12 protein-coding genes are annotated in these 15,034 nt (G+C 42.3%); all 12 read right to left on the reverse strand.

The genetic code is table 11. The features are described 5' to 3' along the window. Nucleotides 1-439: 439 nt before the first annotated feature. Nucleotides 440-3,154: an SUMF1/EgtB/PvdO family nonheme iron enzyme gene (locus KKC46_14740; GenBank protein ID MBU1055064.1), complete on the reverse strand. Its 2,715-nt coding sequence runs from the start codon at nucleotides 3,152-3,154 to the stop codon at nucleotides 440-442. Between the two features lie 252 nt (nucleotides 3,155-3,406). After that, the gene (locus tag KKC46_14745) at nucleotides 3,407-3,619 is read right to left on the reverse strand and encodes a hypothetical protein (protein MBU1055065.1); all 213 of its coding nucleotides are present in this window, start codon (nucleotides 3,617-3,619) and stop codon (nucleotides 3,407-3,409) included. Beyond that, entirely contained in the window at nucleotides 3,616-3,849 is a 234-nt protein-coding gene (locus tag KKC46_14750; GenBank protein ID MBU1055066.1) for an addiction module protein, read from the reverse strand. The genes KKC46_14745 and KKC46_14750 overlap by 4 nt, the downstream gene beginning before the upstream one ends. Before the next feature lie 180 nt (nucleotides 3,850-4,029). Next, complete coding sequence (locus KKC46_14755) at nucleotides 4,030-4,779, reverse strand: DVUA0089 family protein (GenBank protein MBU1055067.1); 750 nt, start codon at nucleotides 4,777-4,779, stop codon at nucleotides 4,030-4,032. Nucleotides 4,780-5,220: 441 nt separating this feature from the next. Continuing rightward, the gene (locus tag KKC46_14760) at nucleotides 5,221-8,322 is read right to left on the reverse strand and encodes an efflux RND transporter permease subunit (GenBank protein ID MBU1055068.1); all 3,102 of its coding nucleotides are present in this window, start codon (nucleotides 8,320-8,322) and stop codon (nucleotides 5,221-5,223) included. Beyond that, nucleotides 8,319-9,431, reverse strand: a complete 1,113-nt coding sequence (locus KKC46_14765; GenBank protein ID MBU1055069.1) for an efflux RND transporter periplasmic adaptor subunit — start codon at nucleotides 9,429-9,431, stop codon at nucleotides 8,319-8,321. The genes KKC46_14760 and KKC46_14765 overlap by 4 nt, the downstream gene beginning before the upstream one ends. Before the next feature lie 48 nt (nucleotides 9,432-9,479). Further along, the gene (locus KKC46_14770; protein MBU1055070.1) at nucleotides 9,480-9,860 is read right to left on the reverse strand and encodes a VOC family protein; all 381 of its coding nucleotides are present in this window, start codon (nucleotides 9,858-9,860) and stop codon (nucleotides 9,480-9,482) included. A gap of 17 nt (nucleotides 9,861-9,877) precedes the next feature. Beyond that, nucleotides 9,878-11,056: an FprA family A-type flavoprotein gene (locus KKC46_14775; protein MBU1055071.1), complete on the reverse strand. Its 1,179-nt coding sequence runs from the start codon at nucleotides 11,054-11,056 to the stop codon at nucleotides 9,878-9,880. A 98-nt stretch (nucleotides 11,057-11,154) separates the two neighbouring features. Then, the gene (locus KKC46_14780; GenBank protein ID MBU1055072.1) at nucleotides 11,155-11,460 is read right to left on the reverse strand and encodes a cupin domain-containing protein; all 306 of its coding nucleotides are present in this window, start codon (nucleotides 11,458-11,460) and stop codon (nucleotides 11,155-11,157) included. Nucleotides 11,461-12,197: 737 nt separating this feature from the next. After that, on the reverse strand, nucleotides 12,198-13,451 hold the full coding sequence (murA, locus tag KKC46_14785) for a UDP-N-acetylglucosamine 1-carboxyvinyltransferase (protein MBU1055073.1): 1,254 nt from the start codon (nucleotides 13,449-13,451) through the stop codon (nucleotides 12,198-12,200). Then, nucleotides 13,444-13,596: a hypothetical protein gene (locus tag KKC46_14790; protein MBU1055074.1), complete on the reverse strand. Its 153-nt coding sequence runs from the start codon at nucleotides 13,594-13,596 to the stop codon at nucleotides 13,444-13,446. The genes murA and KKC46_14790 overlap by 8 nt, the downstream gene beginning before the upstream one ends. A 192-nt stretch (nucleotides 13,597-13,788) precedes the next feature. Continuing rightward, nucleotides 13,789-15,021 (reverse strand): polysulfide reductase NrfD, encoded by a 1,233-nt coding sequence (nrfD, locus tag KKC46_14795; GenBank protein ID MBU1055075.1) that lies wholly within the window; start codon nucleotides 15,019-15,021, stop codon nucleotides 13,789-13,791. Nucleotides 15,022-15,034 lie beyond the last annotated feature (13 nt).

The raw sequence follows: 15,034 nt of genomic DNA on the forward strand, positions 1-15,034 counted from the left end.
AATATCCCACAGGCTAAAGATATGGAAAATCATGAGCGCTAATAATGATATTGTTTCTTAGAAAGCTGTAATAGACACCTACAAAGAAATACTACCGAATTCTTTGAAAAATGTTTATTACAGATAGAAAGAGAGTAACGGCAATGATAGGCAGTATTGAATAAAAGTTGTAATATTCATATAAACAAGAGTGCTTATATCAATGGCAACATTTTCTGAATTACTATGGAGTAAGGCATCTGCTCAATCATTTTATTATGTCAATTTTTACCATCTTATAAAATATCAGTACTCGTTACTGATATTTCACCACCTGTTCTATATGTGAGCTGCCCTCCGTTCCGTTCAGTCCGCTCTTACGCCGTCGGCTCCGCTTCGACGGCTATTGCGCTTCCTTCACTACACTCCGGGCTAAAGCAGTCGACAAGGGTCCAAGGGCTCAATGGCCAAGGGTAACTGATCTGGAGAGACGAAAGCCTATGAAGTAGTCGCCGATGTCGGGCCCGAAATCTTTACGGGTCACCGACCGGCAGTTGCGAGCATCGTTGCACCAGCTGCCGCCCCGTATCATCCGGAAAGAGCCCTGCTCATCTTCGGCCCAGGTGGAACCATCTATTGGAGCACCTTCATATGAATCATGATAACAATCTGCCACCCATTCATCGACATTGCCTGCCATTTGATATATCCCGTACATCTGGGGTTCGAATTTGTGCACCTCAACTTTTTTTTTAATATTATAATCATAATTGCATATACTATTATCAGGTTTGTAATTACCCCAGGGATATGTTCGCCCCAGTCTTCCTCGTGCGGCCTTCTCCCATTGAGCTTCGGTAGGAAGAGAATATGCCTTACCCTTCCAGGATATATAGGCTTTAACATCATCCCAGCTTACATCAATCACCGGAAGATAGCCCTTTGCCCATTTTTCATCTTCAAGAGGCTTTTTGCTGTAAGGAATATGATACTCGTCATATTCCCGAGAGGTCTCCGCATACTTTGAAATCCAATAATCGGATACATACACTACCCGTACCGGCTGCTCCAAATCTCTTTCGTAGCCGCCCATCAAAAAAGCCCCGGCAGGAATCCGGACAAACTTGTCATCCGCTATAACATATTTCTGACTCTGATCCTTTTCCGCATCAAATATTTCCTGAAGCCTCTCTTTCAAGCCCGGCTTTTCTCCCTTGCGATCCCGAAGGGATAGAAGCCAGGTAAATTTATGACCGGCATCCTCGCTACCCTTCTTTTCATGGTCCGCACGGGCCAGAGCCTCTTCAAACCGATCCATGCAGTACTTGAATACCGGCTCATGCTCAAGGATATCGTCTAACAGATCGAGAACAACCGGGCTGAAGGGCAGCTTTATCAGCGCGCTGTCGAAGGCTTCAGGATCTTCTTCAAACAATTGCTTCAAGCGGCAGGCTGCAAAATATTCCTGTAACAGCTGATGGTAGAACGTGCAGCTGTTTTCATCTTTTCCTTCAAACAGCGTCCTGTTGAAAAACACCCAATGCGCATTGAAAATAATTTCGCAGGCATTGCGATAATTCTTTCTGTACTTATCTATGAAACGAAAAGGAAATGATTGAATTTGATTTTCCGTCAATGTTTCTAAAGACAATTGATACAACAGGTTTTTAATTTCCGGCACATCCAGTTCACTAATACCAATGCCTCTTTGTTTTGCCTCCCTGAAAAGCTCCACCTCAAACTTGAATAGCAACTGGCTTCTATTCTCCACCCGCCCTCTTTCAGTTTCCGGCTGCATGCCGATTCGCCTGGTAATGTTGGCATAAAATGGGACTCTCAAAAGCTTTTTAAAATCTTCTCCCAGCAATTTATAATCAAGCCATTCGGTGATCTCATCACCTAAATACACAAAGAGCTGGTCTTCGCTGAATCCACCCAGAATGACCCATTCATACGCAGAAAAAATATCACGAAAAACCTCCGGATCACTCTTTATGTGTTCGATCCGGCAGGCCACCGCTACCCTGTTTTGTTCCAGAATCCCGGACGTATCCATCTGGAAATGGTTTTTACAGCGTCTATCATCGGAACACTGGTCCATCGAATCCAGCAAAAAACACAGTCTACCGGTTTCATTCAGCATGCCCGCTATTCTGCGGGCTTTTTCCGGACTGTAATCCACCGATTTCGTCTTACCCAGAAGGCCGACGACTCTTTCAATTAATGTTCCTGTGTTCTCAAAAAATTCATTAACGTCTTCAAACACCGGAAGCGGGGCGTCTTTTAAGCGGTTTTGCATCAGCTCCAATTGCGTTCGATAAAGAAATGTGGTCTTTCCCACACCTGCACCGGCAATGATAAGTACTCGCTTTTTTTTAAGGAAAAGATTATGAAATGCATCCGTATCGATTGGCTCCGTGTTTTCTTCAAAATCCTGCGGTATCTGATTGTCTTTTTTAATTACCCGCCGCATGCCGGGAGGCATGTAATCGAAGCGATCGTTTAAATTGGGCGCCCGGCCGGCCATCTTGATATCGTAAGTGCGGGTCGCCTGCGCTTTTAGTCTGTGACGCGCGGCATTTACTGCGCTTAAAATGGTTTTGTCATCAAGTTTGGTATAATGTTGAATCTCGGATAATTGCTGGACGACATCTTGCCGGAACCTGGCTTTTTGGCACTCACGGATTTGTTCAAATAAATTCTTTAGCTCCGGATTGGTGGATATCTCATAAAGCATTCGAACAAAGATTCTCGGGACGACGGATGAAAGGGTTTCGGGCTTAAGAGAGTTAAGATTTTTACTATCCTTTAGCTCAAACAGCACATGCTCCATTCCTTCAACAGAGAACATATCGACACCGGTTGCATCCTGGAACCCGGAGAGCCCATACAGGTTCTCCGTGATCGTCTGACGGAGTCTATCCTCCAACTCACCGTCTGATCGATAAAATAGTTCCTGAAGACACTTGATTTGGTCTTCATCTATTGCCCTCATTGCTGGAAAGTCCTTCGACAGTTTTGGGAATAGGCTCTTTAAGCCCATTTCAAGACTGTTTTGGATCTCATTTTCCGACAATGCTTTTGTAGTTTCCGTCTGCTGTAAGTGTTCCCGGTGCCGTTGTGCCAGATAATATACGCCGCTTGTGGTCAGTCCAATAAGCAATGATTCGAGCATAGGTCGTCCTTTGAAATATAGTTTCCTTCTAATATCGATAAATTCTGAGGCTGTCAATATCAACTCAAAATAGTGCAGATATTATCTATATGATATCATTGATATTATCAAACGTATTTATTGCCGATGCAATAAGAGACTTGCCTAACACTCTTATCATGGCATAGGTTTATATTTGATAATTTGTTAGCATGGTTAGTGTTTGAAATCTACTATTTAAATGAAAATATTCGTTCTATTTCTTTCAGGAAGCTATACGTACCAAAATCTGATTTTCTTATTGAAGTTAAAACGTCTTGTTCTCGAATCAAGTTCTGACCATGCATATGGATGTTCGCAAATTTGTTCGATAGCAGCATATACTTCTTCAGAAAATCTTAGCCCCAAACCTGCCTGGCATTCTTCATAATATTCAATTGCATGAAAAAATTCTCTCTCGGAGGCCTCATGAAAGCTGAATTTCATTTTAAAAATCTTTTCTTAATCTTTTCAAAAACTTCTTCACCAGGAATCAGTTTAGCTTTCCCACTATCAAGTTCTTGACATCGGCGTTCAACTTCTTTTGACCATGCTTGATCAATATCGTTTTGGGTAGGTAAATTTGTGCTAATAAGCAGCTTATCTATCAGAGTCAATCGATCATCAATTGGCAGATCAAGCGCTTGTTTATAAATTTTATCAGCTAATTCAGCCATATTTCACCCCTTTTTTCACTTTAAAGATGTGATAAAACTATAATATTCTGGAAGGGTTTCTTCTGACAATGCTTTTCATCCAGTTTAATCAAAAAATTGAAACTCAAACGAGGGTTAATAAAAAAAAGCAGGGCCATTTCTGACCCTGCTTTGTGATTTTTTATATGGATTAAATTATGTTTAATACTTCTTTCTTCTAATTCTTACAAGGGCAAGGAGTCCCGATCCAAACAACAAAATAGCTCCTGGCACAGGAACAGGCGATGCGCTTATATCACCAGTGATTGTCACTTGATAATCACCATGATCACTGGCAAGACCACCTTCTCTAAACAGAGTAGGATAGTCTCCTTGCTCTACCGAACCAGTTAGAAAAGCATTAAATCTATTTTGTAGGTTTTGTTCCAAATTTTGGTCTGCATTATAGGTACCAACCAAAAGAAGGTAGCTACCCACATCAAGGTTTATGGTTATGTATGAATCATATGTGAATACTACAGGGGTGGGGTCATTTTGATTGACAACTAATGAGCCATCGGATATTCCTTGGTTAGAATCACCATCGTCATCACCTTCAATGAAAACCCATTCAGATCCATTGTGTTGCGCTAAAAAAATCTCTGAATCAAAGTATGCAAACTCGCCGTCACCATTTACATCAATGTCAGTTTCTATGTTACCGGCTGTACCATCTTGCCAAGTGAAATCTCCGTTATTTTCAGCCGATAACACATCGAAAATTATAGTACCGGATGTGTTTACGGTAATTAACCAGTGGTCGACTGTATTTCCATAATTTTGTTGGGTTTCATGTAGAGTTCCAGTTATCACTGAAGATGCGAAGGCAGGTGCTATCATAAACATTGCTCCTGCTATTGTCAGTGCGATAACTCCAAACACGTTTTGTAGTTGCTTCCCAGAAATAATCATTTCATACCTCTCTATGTCGTGATTTCTTTATTAAAGTTTCAAAGATAGGAACGATCATTGGATGTGCGGATATCATTATGAATCTATCCATTCTTTCTGTCATAGGTATCGGAATATCTATGTGATGTCAATTAGGAAAACCCTATAGCTTTGAAAAAAATATTATCTTTAAAAAATTGAAAAATTAGAAAATTTTTTCATTAATGATACTACAAATGATGAGTACGATAATTTATTTTCATGATTTGCAATAGGAATCTACAACTATTCTGATAATGTTCGATTTATTGATTACAGTTAACAGTATAAAACATGTCACTACCTTGAGCTACTGAAAGAATTATGTCAGCAGGGAAGTGTGCAAAATCTTGAAAATCGGCGCAAAGACCTTTACGAGTTGGTGTGGTTCATATCACTATTCCCAATGAATGCATTCTCTTTTTAGGCTGTAATTTTTACTTTTCTTTTGATTCGATCGGTTACCAGATAAAGCGCCGGTACGTATGCCAAGGTCAGGAAGGTTGAGACCAGCAATCCTGCAATGGCCACAACCGCTAAAGGTGATAACCTTTCCAGTCCGACAGCCATTTCAGCGGCAATCGGAAGCATTCCGGCTATGGTACTCAGGGCCGTCATTAAAATCGGTCGTGTCCGGCGGCGGATCGCTTCTTCAATGGCTGAATGAATGTCCGCCCCGTTTGAGCGCGCGGTTTCAATAAACTCGACAAGCAGTATTGAATTGTTTACCACGATGCCGGCCAGCAGGATCATGCCCATGGCCGCAGGCATGCATAAATGCCGTTCCAGGAGCAGCATGCCCCAGGGCACCCCGATAAAAGCCAGAGGAATGGCGCTCATAATAATTATGGGGTGCAGGTATGACTTAAAAGTAATCACCAGTGAAAAATACAGAAAAATAATCGCCAGCGCCATTGCTCCGCCAAGATTGCCGAAGCTTTCAGTCATTTGCCGGATTTCTCCTTCCTGGCTTAGCGTATATCCGCCGGGAAGTTTAATGTCCGACAGTACGGCAGTGACCTGATCCTGAAGATGGGTGATGGCGGTTCTGGAACGATAACCCAGCAGGTTGACAACCGGCAAAAGGTTTTGTCGGGTGATCTTTGACTGGCGCCAGACGGTGCGGAAATCGGCAATTTCTTTTAGCGGTACGGTGCCTGACGGTCCCGGAATCTGCAACACAGCCAGGTCGTTGACGGTATTTATTGTATTCTGATCAAAGCGCAGTCGAATGCCGTAACCGTCTTCTCCGGCAATACTGAATTGTGAAGCTATTTTACCTGTTGTTGCCGTCATAAGCGTTTCTGAAACATCTTTGGGAGAAATACCGTAACGGGCGAGTTTCGTTTCATCAAGATCGATGGCAATTTCCTGTTTGGACCAGTCCCATGAACGGGATATGGATGTCAGTCCCCTGATTTTATGAAGTCTGGCAGCGACATCATCGGCAAGCTGGTCCAGAATTCGCGGATCAGGCCCGGAAATCATGACATCAATCGGTGCTGCAATGGAGGACAGGGGAGTTGCGCCGTAATCATAAACATTAAAACGCTTCAGGCCGGGCAGTTCACGGAATGTCTCGCGAAGACCTGCTTCTATTTCCCAGATGGATTTGGTACGCGCAAACCGGTTTTGAAAATGGACAGTAATCAGTCCTTCCTGAGAGGTGCGATCCGCACCAAAACTAATGACATTGGGTTCGGCTCCTACAATCGTAGACATACGGACAAAACTCGGAACATTTTTAATTAAACGCTCCATATTTTTCACCACCATTTCGGTTTGTTCAATGGTGCTGTTAGGCCAGACTTCAAATTCGATCTTAACAATACCTGTATCCATTGACGGCATCAGATCTCTTCCAACCAGCGGCATCTGTCGCATACTGATCAGCAGCAGGCCGATCAGAATCGGTAAAATCAGCATACCCCATTTCGAGGTTGCCATCCGAAAACTTTGTATAAAAAAATTCTGAAGCGGTGTGATCCAGAATTCACAAAAACGCTGAAGCGCTGTTTCGATACGGTTTGCCTGTTGGCCTGGTTTCATAAGAATCGGTGCCAGCAATGGAATAACCGTAACAGATATCACAAATGAAGACAAAAGGGCCAAAGATAGTACTACCGAAAGTGGCCGAAGGATTTTCTGGGAATATCCGCCCACAAACATAATCGGCAGCAAAACGGTCAGTGTGGTTGCGGTGCCGGCAAAATCAGCAAGAATGATTTCTTTTGTGCCGTCAACAGAGGCCTGAAAAAGGGATTTAGCTCCGGAGGTGACGTGCCGGTCAATATTTTCAATCACGACAATAGCATCATCCACCAGCAGGCCTACCGCAAGGATAATAGCTGTCATAGTAACGATATTGAGTTCATAATGGATGAGCTTCATACCGGCAAAGGTCAGCAGAAATGTAAACGGAATGGAGATGGCGGCTAAAAGCGTTGTACGCATGCGTGCAATAAGCAGGAAAATAACGGCAACGGTTAAAATGATGGAATCGCGAAGGGAGGTAAGCAGATTGGATACCGATGTGTTGATCAGTTCGCCCTGGGTATCGGCGACTTCAAATACCAGCTCCGGGAAGGCAGCACGTACGTCAGGCAGTACTTTGTTTAATGCATTGAGCGTTGTTGTAACATTACCGCCTTCCGTTCGAAGAATATTAATACCGATGGCCGGTTTGCCGTTTCCATGAAAAAATGAACGTCGCTGCTGATGGGATGTTTCGATGTCTGAAATATCGCGTAAATAAACAGCCCCGCCGCCCGCATTTTTTCCAATAACGATATCAGCCAGTTCATGCCGCCTGGTGTGTTCCCCCTGAATTTTGATCATTAATTCATCATTTTTCCGGATCAGCAGGCCGCTGGGAATGTTCCTATTTTGAGAGTATATAGCGGCGATGATATTATCAATCGATAACCCGAATCGGGCAAGCCGGTCCCGGTCAACAGTCAAATTGATTTCGGGAACGTACCCACCGAAAATCTCTACATCAGCAATGCCCTGGACCCGAAGAAACATCTCCTGGATTTCATTGTCGCATAATTGACGAATCTTTGACAGAGTAAGAGATGATTTAGGCTTTGGGTAAACAGCCAGGGTCTGCACCGGCGCAGTGGCGTCGCTAATCCTGAAAATTCTTGGTGGCAGCATTTCCGCGGGAAGCATCGGCATGATGCGGTTTAAGGCGGCATTTACATCTGTGACTGCAGCGTCAAGACTTTTGTCATATTCAAATTCTACCTTTACGGCAGCGGTTTCGTCACGCACGGTGGATTTGATGGACCGGGATTTGTCCAAAGAGGCCATTTCTTTTTCCACCTGCCGGGAAATTTTATCCGCCATATCTTCAGCGGACGCCCCGGGCCAGATCAACAAAATTGATATCTTGGGATAATTGGAGTCCGGGAATAGATTCAAGGGCAGGGTTTTGAAACCGATAAAGCCGAATGCTACTCCTAACAGTATTAAAGCAGTTACCGCATGTGGTCGCTTGAGATAGGCGGATATCCAGTTCATTTTTCCCCTTCGGAAATTATCATGATGCGCCCATGCCGGCTTAACTGCATAAGCATGGATTCAGCACCGGCTGCCAGAGGTGTACCGGCTGCCAATGATCCTTCAACAACAGCCTGTTCCCCGTTGTGTCCGAGTATATTTACAGGAACCGGATGGACACTTTCATTGTCTTGAACCACAAAGACCAAAGCGCCTGTTTCCTGTTCAAGAATGCAGTCTGAGGAAACAATAAGGCCTTCCGGCATCCCGACGATCATATCCACCCCAACGGTGCCGTAACTCGGCAGTCCGAACGGCCGATCCGGTATGCGAATTTCAACAGTCGCCAGATTCCCGGTGTTAATGGCCGGATGAATACGATATTCGGTAGCATCAAGAAAAGCGTTGCCATGACTCAAATGAAACGGCATGTTTTTGGATAATCGTGTGACTGTTTCCTGGGACACGTGAACAATAACTTTATATCCCCGTTTGGTGTCTTCAATCATAAATACGGGGGTTCCGGTTGTGACCATATCGCCGTGATTTTTCAAACGCTTTGTAATGACTCCGTTAAAAAGAGACCTGATGCCGGTAAATGACAGGGAAACATTCGAAGCCTCAATTTCCTGTTTCAATCGTTGCAGTCGTGAGTATGCCAATTCATAAGCAAGATATGCTTCATTTAAAGATTCTATGGAAACAGCTTTTGTTTTAATTAATTCTTTACGCCGATCCAGCATTGTTTTTTTAACTTCCAAATCTTCCCGGGCCCCTGCCAGCTCTGCCGCTATAGCGCTTTTTTGACTGACAAGCAATCGATCGTCAATTTTGGCAACAGTCTCTCCAGCCGCAACCCGGTCTCCGGTGTCCTTATAAATTGATGTGAGATACCCGGTTGCCTGGGCGGACAATACTGCCTCTACTACTGGTTCAATAGTTCCCAGATAGTGTTCTATTATCGGGAGCTTTCCACTGTTTGCCGTTTTGATGTGAACGGGAATCGGACGAATCGTTGGCTGTGCCAAGTTTGCCAGTTCCGACTTTCGGTGGCGGACCAGAATAACTGCTGCAAGAATTAAAGCAATTCCGATTAAAATCCAAATTATGCGTTTGATGGGTTTTTTCATTTCAGAACACTGTTCCTTTTAAAAAATGCGTTGCATGGGCCACTGAGTTCAACAAACAAAATTATCTTTTGTTTCGTCTGTGGTCTTTTGCCATATTTCTATGCGGTGTCCTTCAGGATCAAAAAGATAAAACACCCTGGCATTCCATGCATGCTTACTGATTGCCGTTGGCTCCAATCCGTTTTTTACCATATCTTCCCGCACGGCTTCAATATCTTCAACTTCCAGCGCTAAAGTAATACCTTTAACCGCGCAGCTCTTTATGGAAGATCGTTTTTCATCGGCAATGCTAAGTCTTGAACTTGCGGTTAAGCTGAATTCCACAAACCAGTCTGTAGAAAAATTGATTGGTAAGTGCAACCGGTCTTTATAGAAGCAAACTGTTTTTCCCCATTCTTTACAATAAAGAATCATATTGGTGCTTATCATAATGTATTATCTTTATATTATTTGAATCCATTCTCCGCATGTTTTTTGGAAATAGTGTCAGCCAATTTATCCAGCGCTTTGAAATCATTTTCCGAAGGAGCCCCTTTACATAATACAGGGTCTAACACCTCAACTTTCAGATTGGGTATCATTCCGGCAAGTGTTTCCACGGTTTTGCCACCCCATCCGTATGAGCCGATAATCGAAAGAAATTGAGCCTTGGGCCGTAAGGCATTAGCCAGAAAAGCGCAGTATGCGGCTAAAGGATGCGGACCAGCCAGGACCGTGGGAGTACCAACGACAATAGTTCCCGCATCTACCAATGCCATAGCAAGCTTGCCGATATCTGTTACAGTCAGATTAAAAAGCTCAACACGAACTCCTTTACTCACCAAAGATGACAGAAGATGATCCACCATTATTTTTGTACTGGCATGCATGGACACATAAGGCAGCACAACTGTGTTTTTAGGTGTTCCAAGAATCCATTCCCGGTAAGCATCAATTATCCAGGCCGGATGGTCATAGATCTGCCCGTGACTTGGGGCGATCATTTGAATATTATACCCTTTGAGCTTTTCGATATTGTTTTTGATTATATTCCGAAACGGCATCATAATTTCGGCAAAATATCGTTTAGCTGCTTCATACACACGCCCTTGGTCGGTCACAAAAAGATCTGTGGTCGCTATATGGGAGCCAAAGAAATCACAACTGAAAAGAATTTGATCTTCTTTAAGGTAAGTCACCATTGTTTCCGGCCAGTGAACCCAGGGCGTATGAATGAACTTAAGCGTTTTGTTTCCGAGGGATAAAGATTCGCCATCTGTCACAGTAATAAAAGCGTTCTCAGGGACTTTTAGTAAATCAATAAGCATCTGTTTAGCTTTGGGGGTGGTAATAACTTTCGCTTCCGGAAATCTTTCAAGAACCAGCGGGATGCTCCCGGAATGGTCCTGCTCGGCATGGTGAGAGACGATAAAGTCAATTCTGGCAACATCGTCCAGTTGTGCCATCAACTGATCGGCCATGGCCGGATCGGCAGTGTCAAACAAAACGGTTTTCTCACTGCCTTCAACAAGGTAAGAATTATACGTAGTGCCGTCCGGTAATGGAATGAGAGAATCAAAAAGGCGCCTGTCCCAATCAACAGCGCCCAGCCAGTAAATATTTTCTTTTATCTTTCTTTTGTGCATGGATATATCTCCTTATAATGTTATGAAATATTTCATTTCTTACGAGCCACTTTTAAATTACATAAACGCCGGTCCAATTTTATTTATCTGAATCGAAATTATTGTGATTTAATCATTGTCAAAATCATTTTAAATTTGCTGATGGCCTTTAGTGCATGGGGTTTGTTTGCAGGCATAATAATCATTTCACCTTCTGATAATCGATGCGGTTCTCCTGAAATCTTAATTTCGACTTCTCCCTCAACTATCTGAACCATGGCATCAAAGGGAGCGCTGTGCTCACTTAAGCCCTGATCTTCGTCAAAGGCGAAAATCGTAACGGTCCCGGCTTTTTTATCTATTATTGTTTTGCTTACTACAGCATTTGCCTGATAATCTATCATTTCATTAATTTTTGATTTCATTTTGGAGTCCTTTCCATGTTTTTACCCCATTCTTTACTTTAAAGCAGTTGTTTTCGGAGTTTCTCGTTGATTTATACTTAAACATCCAGAGAGGAAAAAGTCTTTGACTTAGGTCAAGAATATCTTATCTTTTGTAATAAACGGGTCAGTATAACTCATAGCTATATTGATTTAGCTATGGACGATTTTGATATAATATTAAGCCTTTCTATTGCATCAATATTATCACTAAAATTCATTTTCTCACTTCTTAAGTCTATGTCAATCATAATTTTCATCGGGGCTTTAAGGAAGGGTGGTAGAGTTTATGTTATAGGGGATAGTGGAAGATGACGGAAGATTTAAGAATGCCTAATAGCAAAGTCTCACTTACAAAGAATTATGCTTAACGGCTTATTTGATTTGGGGCAGGGCAAGTGGATGCTGATGATTACGATTTAAAAGCTCAACAATTAAAAAAGTTATGCCATTTACAGTTCCTTACCGTACTCTATATTATTCTGCTTGTTTATGTTGTTGAACGAAGCCGCTGAGGCGGCAGGGAAAAATTAAAATTAGTGTATACTCCCTTATCTGTCCAATTTCGGGCACAATTTATAAAGGAGTGTACCATGAATAAAGCTGAAACAAATCGATGATTTCTATCTTCACTTCGAAATAACACAAAAATGGTTTGCGGTACAGTATCTTGATCGAAATGACAATACGCAAACCAATTTATGAACTTATAGACTATATCAGGCTTTAACTCTTTTTATCTTTGCTCCAAGAGCTGCAAACTTCTTTTCTATAGCTTCGTATCCGCGGTCAAGATGATATACGCGGTTTACTTCCGTTGTGCCAGATGCTACAAGTCCGGCCAGTATAAGAGATGCGCTTGCTCTTAAATCCGTAGCCATAACAGGAGCACCCATAAGTTTTGGTACTCCGGTGATCATTGCGGTATTGCCGGAAATCTTGATATTGGCACCCATTCTTTTTAATTCGCTTACATGGATAAATCTGTTTTCAAAGATTGTTTCCGTGATTACGGAAAAACCTTTTGCGACCGACATCAAAACCATAAACTGCGCCTGCATATCGGTGGGAAACCCGGGATAGGGCATGGTTTTTATATCAATGCTTGAGATTTTCGCCCCTCCTTTTACTCTCATGGAATTGCCCTCTATACTGATATCCGAACCGATCAATCTAAGTTTGTGAATTACTGATTCCAGATGTGTAGGTTCGCAATCAACAATTTCTATATCACCACCGGTAAGTGCCGCAGCAACCATAAAAGTTCCGGCCTCTATTCTATCGGGTATAATCGGCGTTGAAACAGGTTTTAAAGAAGGCACTCCAGTTATTGTTAATACCGATGTTCCTATGCCTTCAATCTTTGCTCCCATTTTATTTAGTACATCAGCAAGGGCAACAACTTCAGGTTCTCTGGCCACATTACGAAGAGTAGTAATCCCATCCGCAAGAACGGCCGCCATCATGAGATTTTCAGTGCCGGTTACAGAAACTGTGTCAAAATAAAATTCCGCTCCCCTTAATACATCTGCACTTGCTTCAACATATCCATGAACAAGATCAACCTTTGCTCCAAGAGCGGCAAGACCCTTCAGATGCAGATTTATAGGACGCGCTCCTATAGAGCATCCGCCCGGAAGAGAAACCCTTGCTTTTTTAAGCCTTGCTACAAGAGGGCCAAGAACCAGTATGGATGCTCTCATTTTTCTTACAAGTTCATACGGAGCCTCATAATTATGAAGGCCTCCGGCATCCATTTTTAATGTATTCCCTTCAGTTTCAATATTTACGCCAAGATTTATGAGAAGATCTTTTGTGCTTTTTATATCCATTAAATCTGGAACATTTGAATATGTGCAAGAACCGTCAACAAGCAATGAAGATATTAAAATCGGAAGTGCTGCATTTTTTGCACCGCTTATTTTAACCTCACCGCTTAAAGGATACCCGCCTTCAACTATTATTTTATCCATTATTACCTTTTATGTGTGTATCAAAAAAAGCTTTGCCAATACAATAAGTTATTCCGATGACAATAATTATAAGAGCAAACCATAAGCCGCCCATAAAGACCATATGAGACATATCCCACATCCATTCAAAACAGAAAGAAAACATTATTTACCTCCATGTAGCGCCCAAGTGTTAAGGTAACTGTGCTGGTTGTTTGGTTCACAGTTCACAGTTGGTCTCCTTGAGCCCTTCATACGCAAATCCCGGCTTATTATTTATACGATAGAGCCACTAAACGTTTGGTTTTATCGAACTTTAACCTTGAACTGTGAACCATGGAACTCTGAACCCAAAGAGTTAAGGATTAAGCTCCTTTTCCTGCGGAAAGACCGGCAAATAACGGTATGAAAAAGATACTATAAGCACACCGTAAGCAAGCGGCAGAATTGTAGTTGCAACCTCCTGCCAGCTTGGAATATACATTTGCCATGTTTCAAATGTTAACACCGGAGCGGCCATTACCTGAAGAACAAGTACCCAGCGGTTTATACAAACCCCTAACACCGCAAGAATTGCAGCGATTATAAGTGCAGATTTGTTTTTTCGCCCTTTTTGAGATATCAGTATCAGCGCAGGAAGAATTCCGCAAACTGCTATTTCAAGAACAAGTATCCATATGCCATAAAAAGGATTATTTGAATAAAAATCCATAAGACTAAAGCCTTTTTCAGGAAGCGTAACCATTGCCCAATACAGAGTATCTATTATTTTCGCAATTATATAAGTTCCTAACATCCAGCCGGAAATCTTTGCAAGAAGTTCTATTACATTGTCCTTTACAAGTCTTTTGCCTGTAACTGCTTCAGTGATTTTTGTAATAAGAATTGTAAAACAGGGCCCGCAGGCGGCAGCCGACCATGTGAAGAGGAAAAATGTCCAGGGCCAGATAAATACTCCTTCTCTGTAACCAAACGGGCGGCCGAACAAAACACCGGATACACCACCCAAAGATCCCTGATGAAAAAATGACAGAAAAACTCCTGTTGCAGCAAATACGGCCATTATTGAATGCATGTTATGGCCAAGGTGATGGAAAAAGGGGATTTTATCTATACGTCGGTTTTCAAGTATGATGGGGATATATTCTATAATTAAAACAAAAAGATAGCATGTAAGACAAAATGCCACTTCGGTAAGCATTGAATGCACATTGGCGTGCCAGAAAATAAACCAGCCTCTTATTGGCTGCCCGACATCAATACCTAATATAATAAGTGCTGAACTGTAGCAGATAAAACCGATAATAACTGCATAGTTTACAATATTTTTAAGTTCATCTTTGCCGATTATATATCTTAAAAAACCGGTAAAAAATGCCCCGCCGCCAAGCGCTATGATAGCAAGATCGGCCCAGATCCATAACGCAAAACCATATGCATCATTCATATTGGTCTGGTTAAGACCTTTAATCCAGCAAAGCAGCATGGCATAAACACCCCATAACAGCACAGCACTTGCTGCCCCTATCCACAAAGCAAACTGCCATTTAGGACAGCGCTTTAGTTCCCCGGATATAATATTTGAATCCATTGACTACCTATCC

This window comes from Pseudomonadota bacterium, from assembly GCA_018817425.1.
Lineage (GTDB): Bacteria > Desulfobacterota > Desulfobacteria > Desulfobacterales > RPRI01 > RPRI01.

Bases quoted from the DNA above. Each gene is read 5' to 3' on its own strand.
- KKC46_14740 (MBU1055064.1), bottom strand. From the start codon at position 3,154: ATGCTCGAATCATTGCTTATTGGACTGACCACAAGCGGCGTATATTAT.
- KKC46_14745 (MBU1055065.1), bottom strand. From the start codon at position 3,619: ATGAAATTCAGCTTTCATGAGGCCTCCGAGAGAGAATTTTTTCATGCA.
- KKC46_14750 (MBU1055066.1), bottom strand. From the start codon at position 3,849: ATGGCTGAATTAGCTGATAAAATTTATAAACAAGCGCTTGATCTGCCA.
- KKC46_14755 (MBU1055067.1), bottom strand. From the start codon at position 4,779: ATGATTATTTCTGGGAAGCAACTACAAAACGTGTTTGGAGTTATCGCA.
- KKC46_14760 (MBU1055068.1), bottom strand. From the start codon at position 8,322: ATGAACTGGATATCCGCCTATCTCAAGCGACCACATGCGGTAACTGCT.
- KKC46_14765 (MBU1055069.1), bottom strand. From the start codon at position 9,431: ATGAAAAAACCCATCAAACGCATAATTTGGATTTTAATCGGAATTGCT.
- KKC46_14770 (MBU1055070.1), bottom strand. From the start codon at position 9,860: ATGATAAGCACCAATATGATTCTTTATTGTAAAGAATGGGGAAAAACA.
- KKC46_14775 (MBU1055071.1), bottom strand. From the start codon at position 11,056: ATGCACAAAAGAAAGATAAAAGAAAATATTTACTGGCTGGGCGCTGTT.
- KKC46_14780 (MBU1055072.1), bottom strand. From the start codon at position 11,460: ATGAAATCAAAAATTAATGAAATGATAGATTATCAGGCAAATGCTGTA.
- murA (MBU1055073.1), bottom strand. From the start codon at position 13,451: ATGGATAAAATAATAGTTGAAGGCGGGTATCCTTTAAGCGGTGAGGTT.
- KKC46_14790 (MBU1055074.1), bottom strand. From the start codon at position 13,596: ATGTTTTCTTTCTGTTTTGAATGGATGTGGGATATGTCTCATATGGTC.
- nrfD (MBU1055075.1), bottom strand. From the start codon at position 15,021: ATGGATTCAAATATTATATCCGGGGAACTAAAGCGCTGTCCTAAATGG.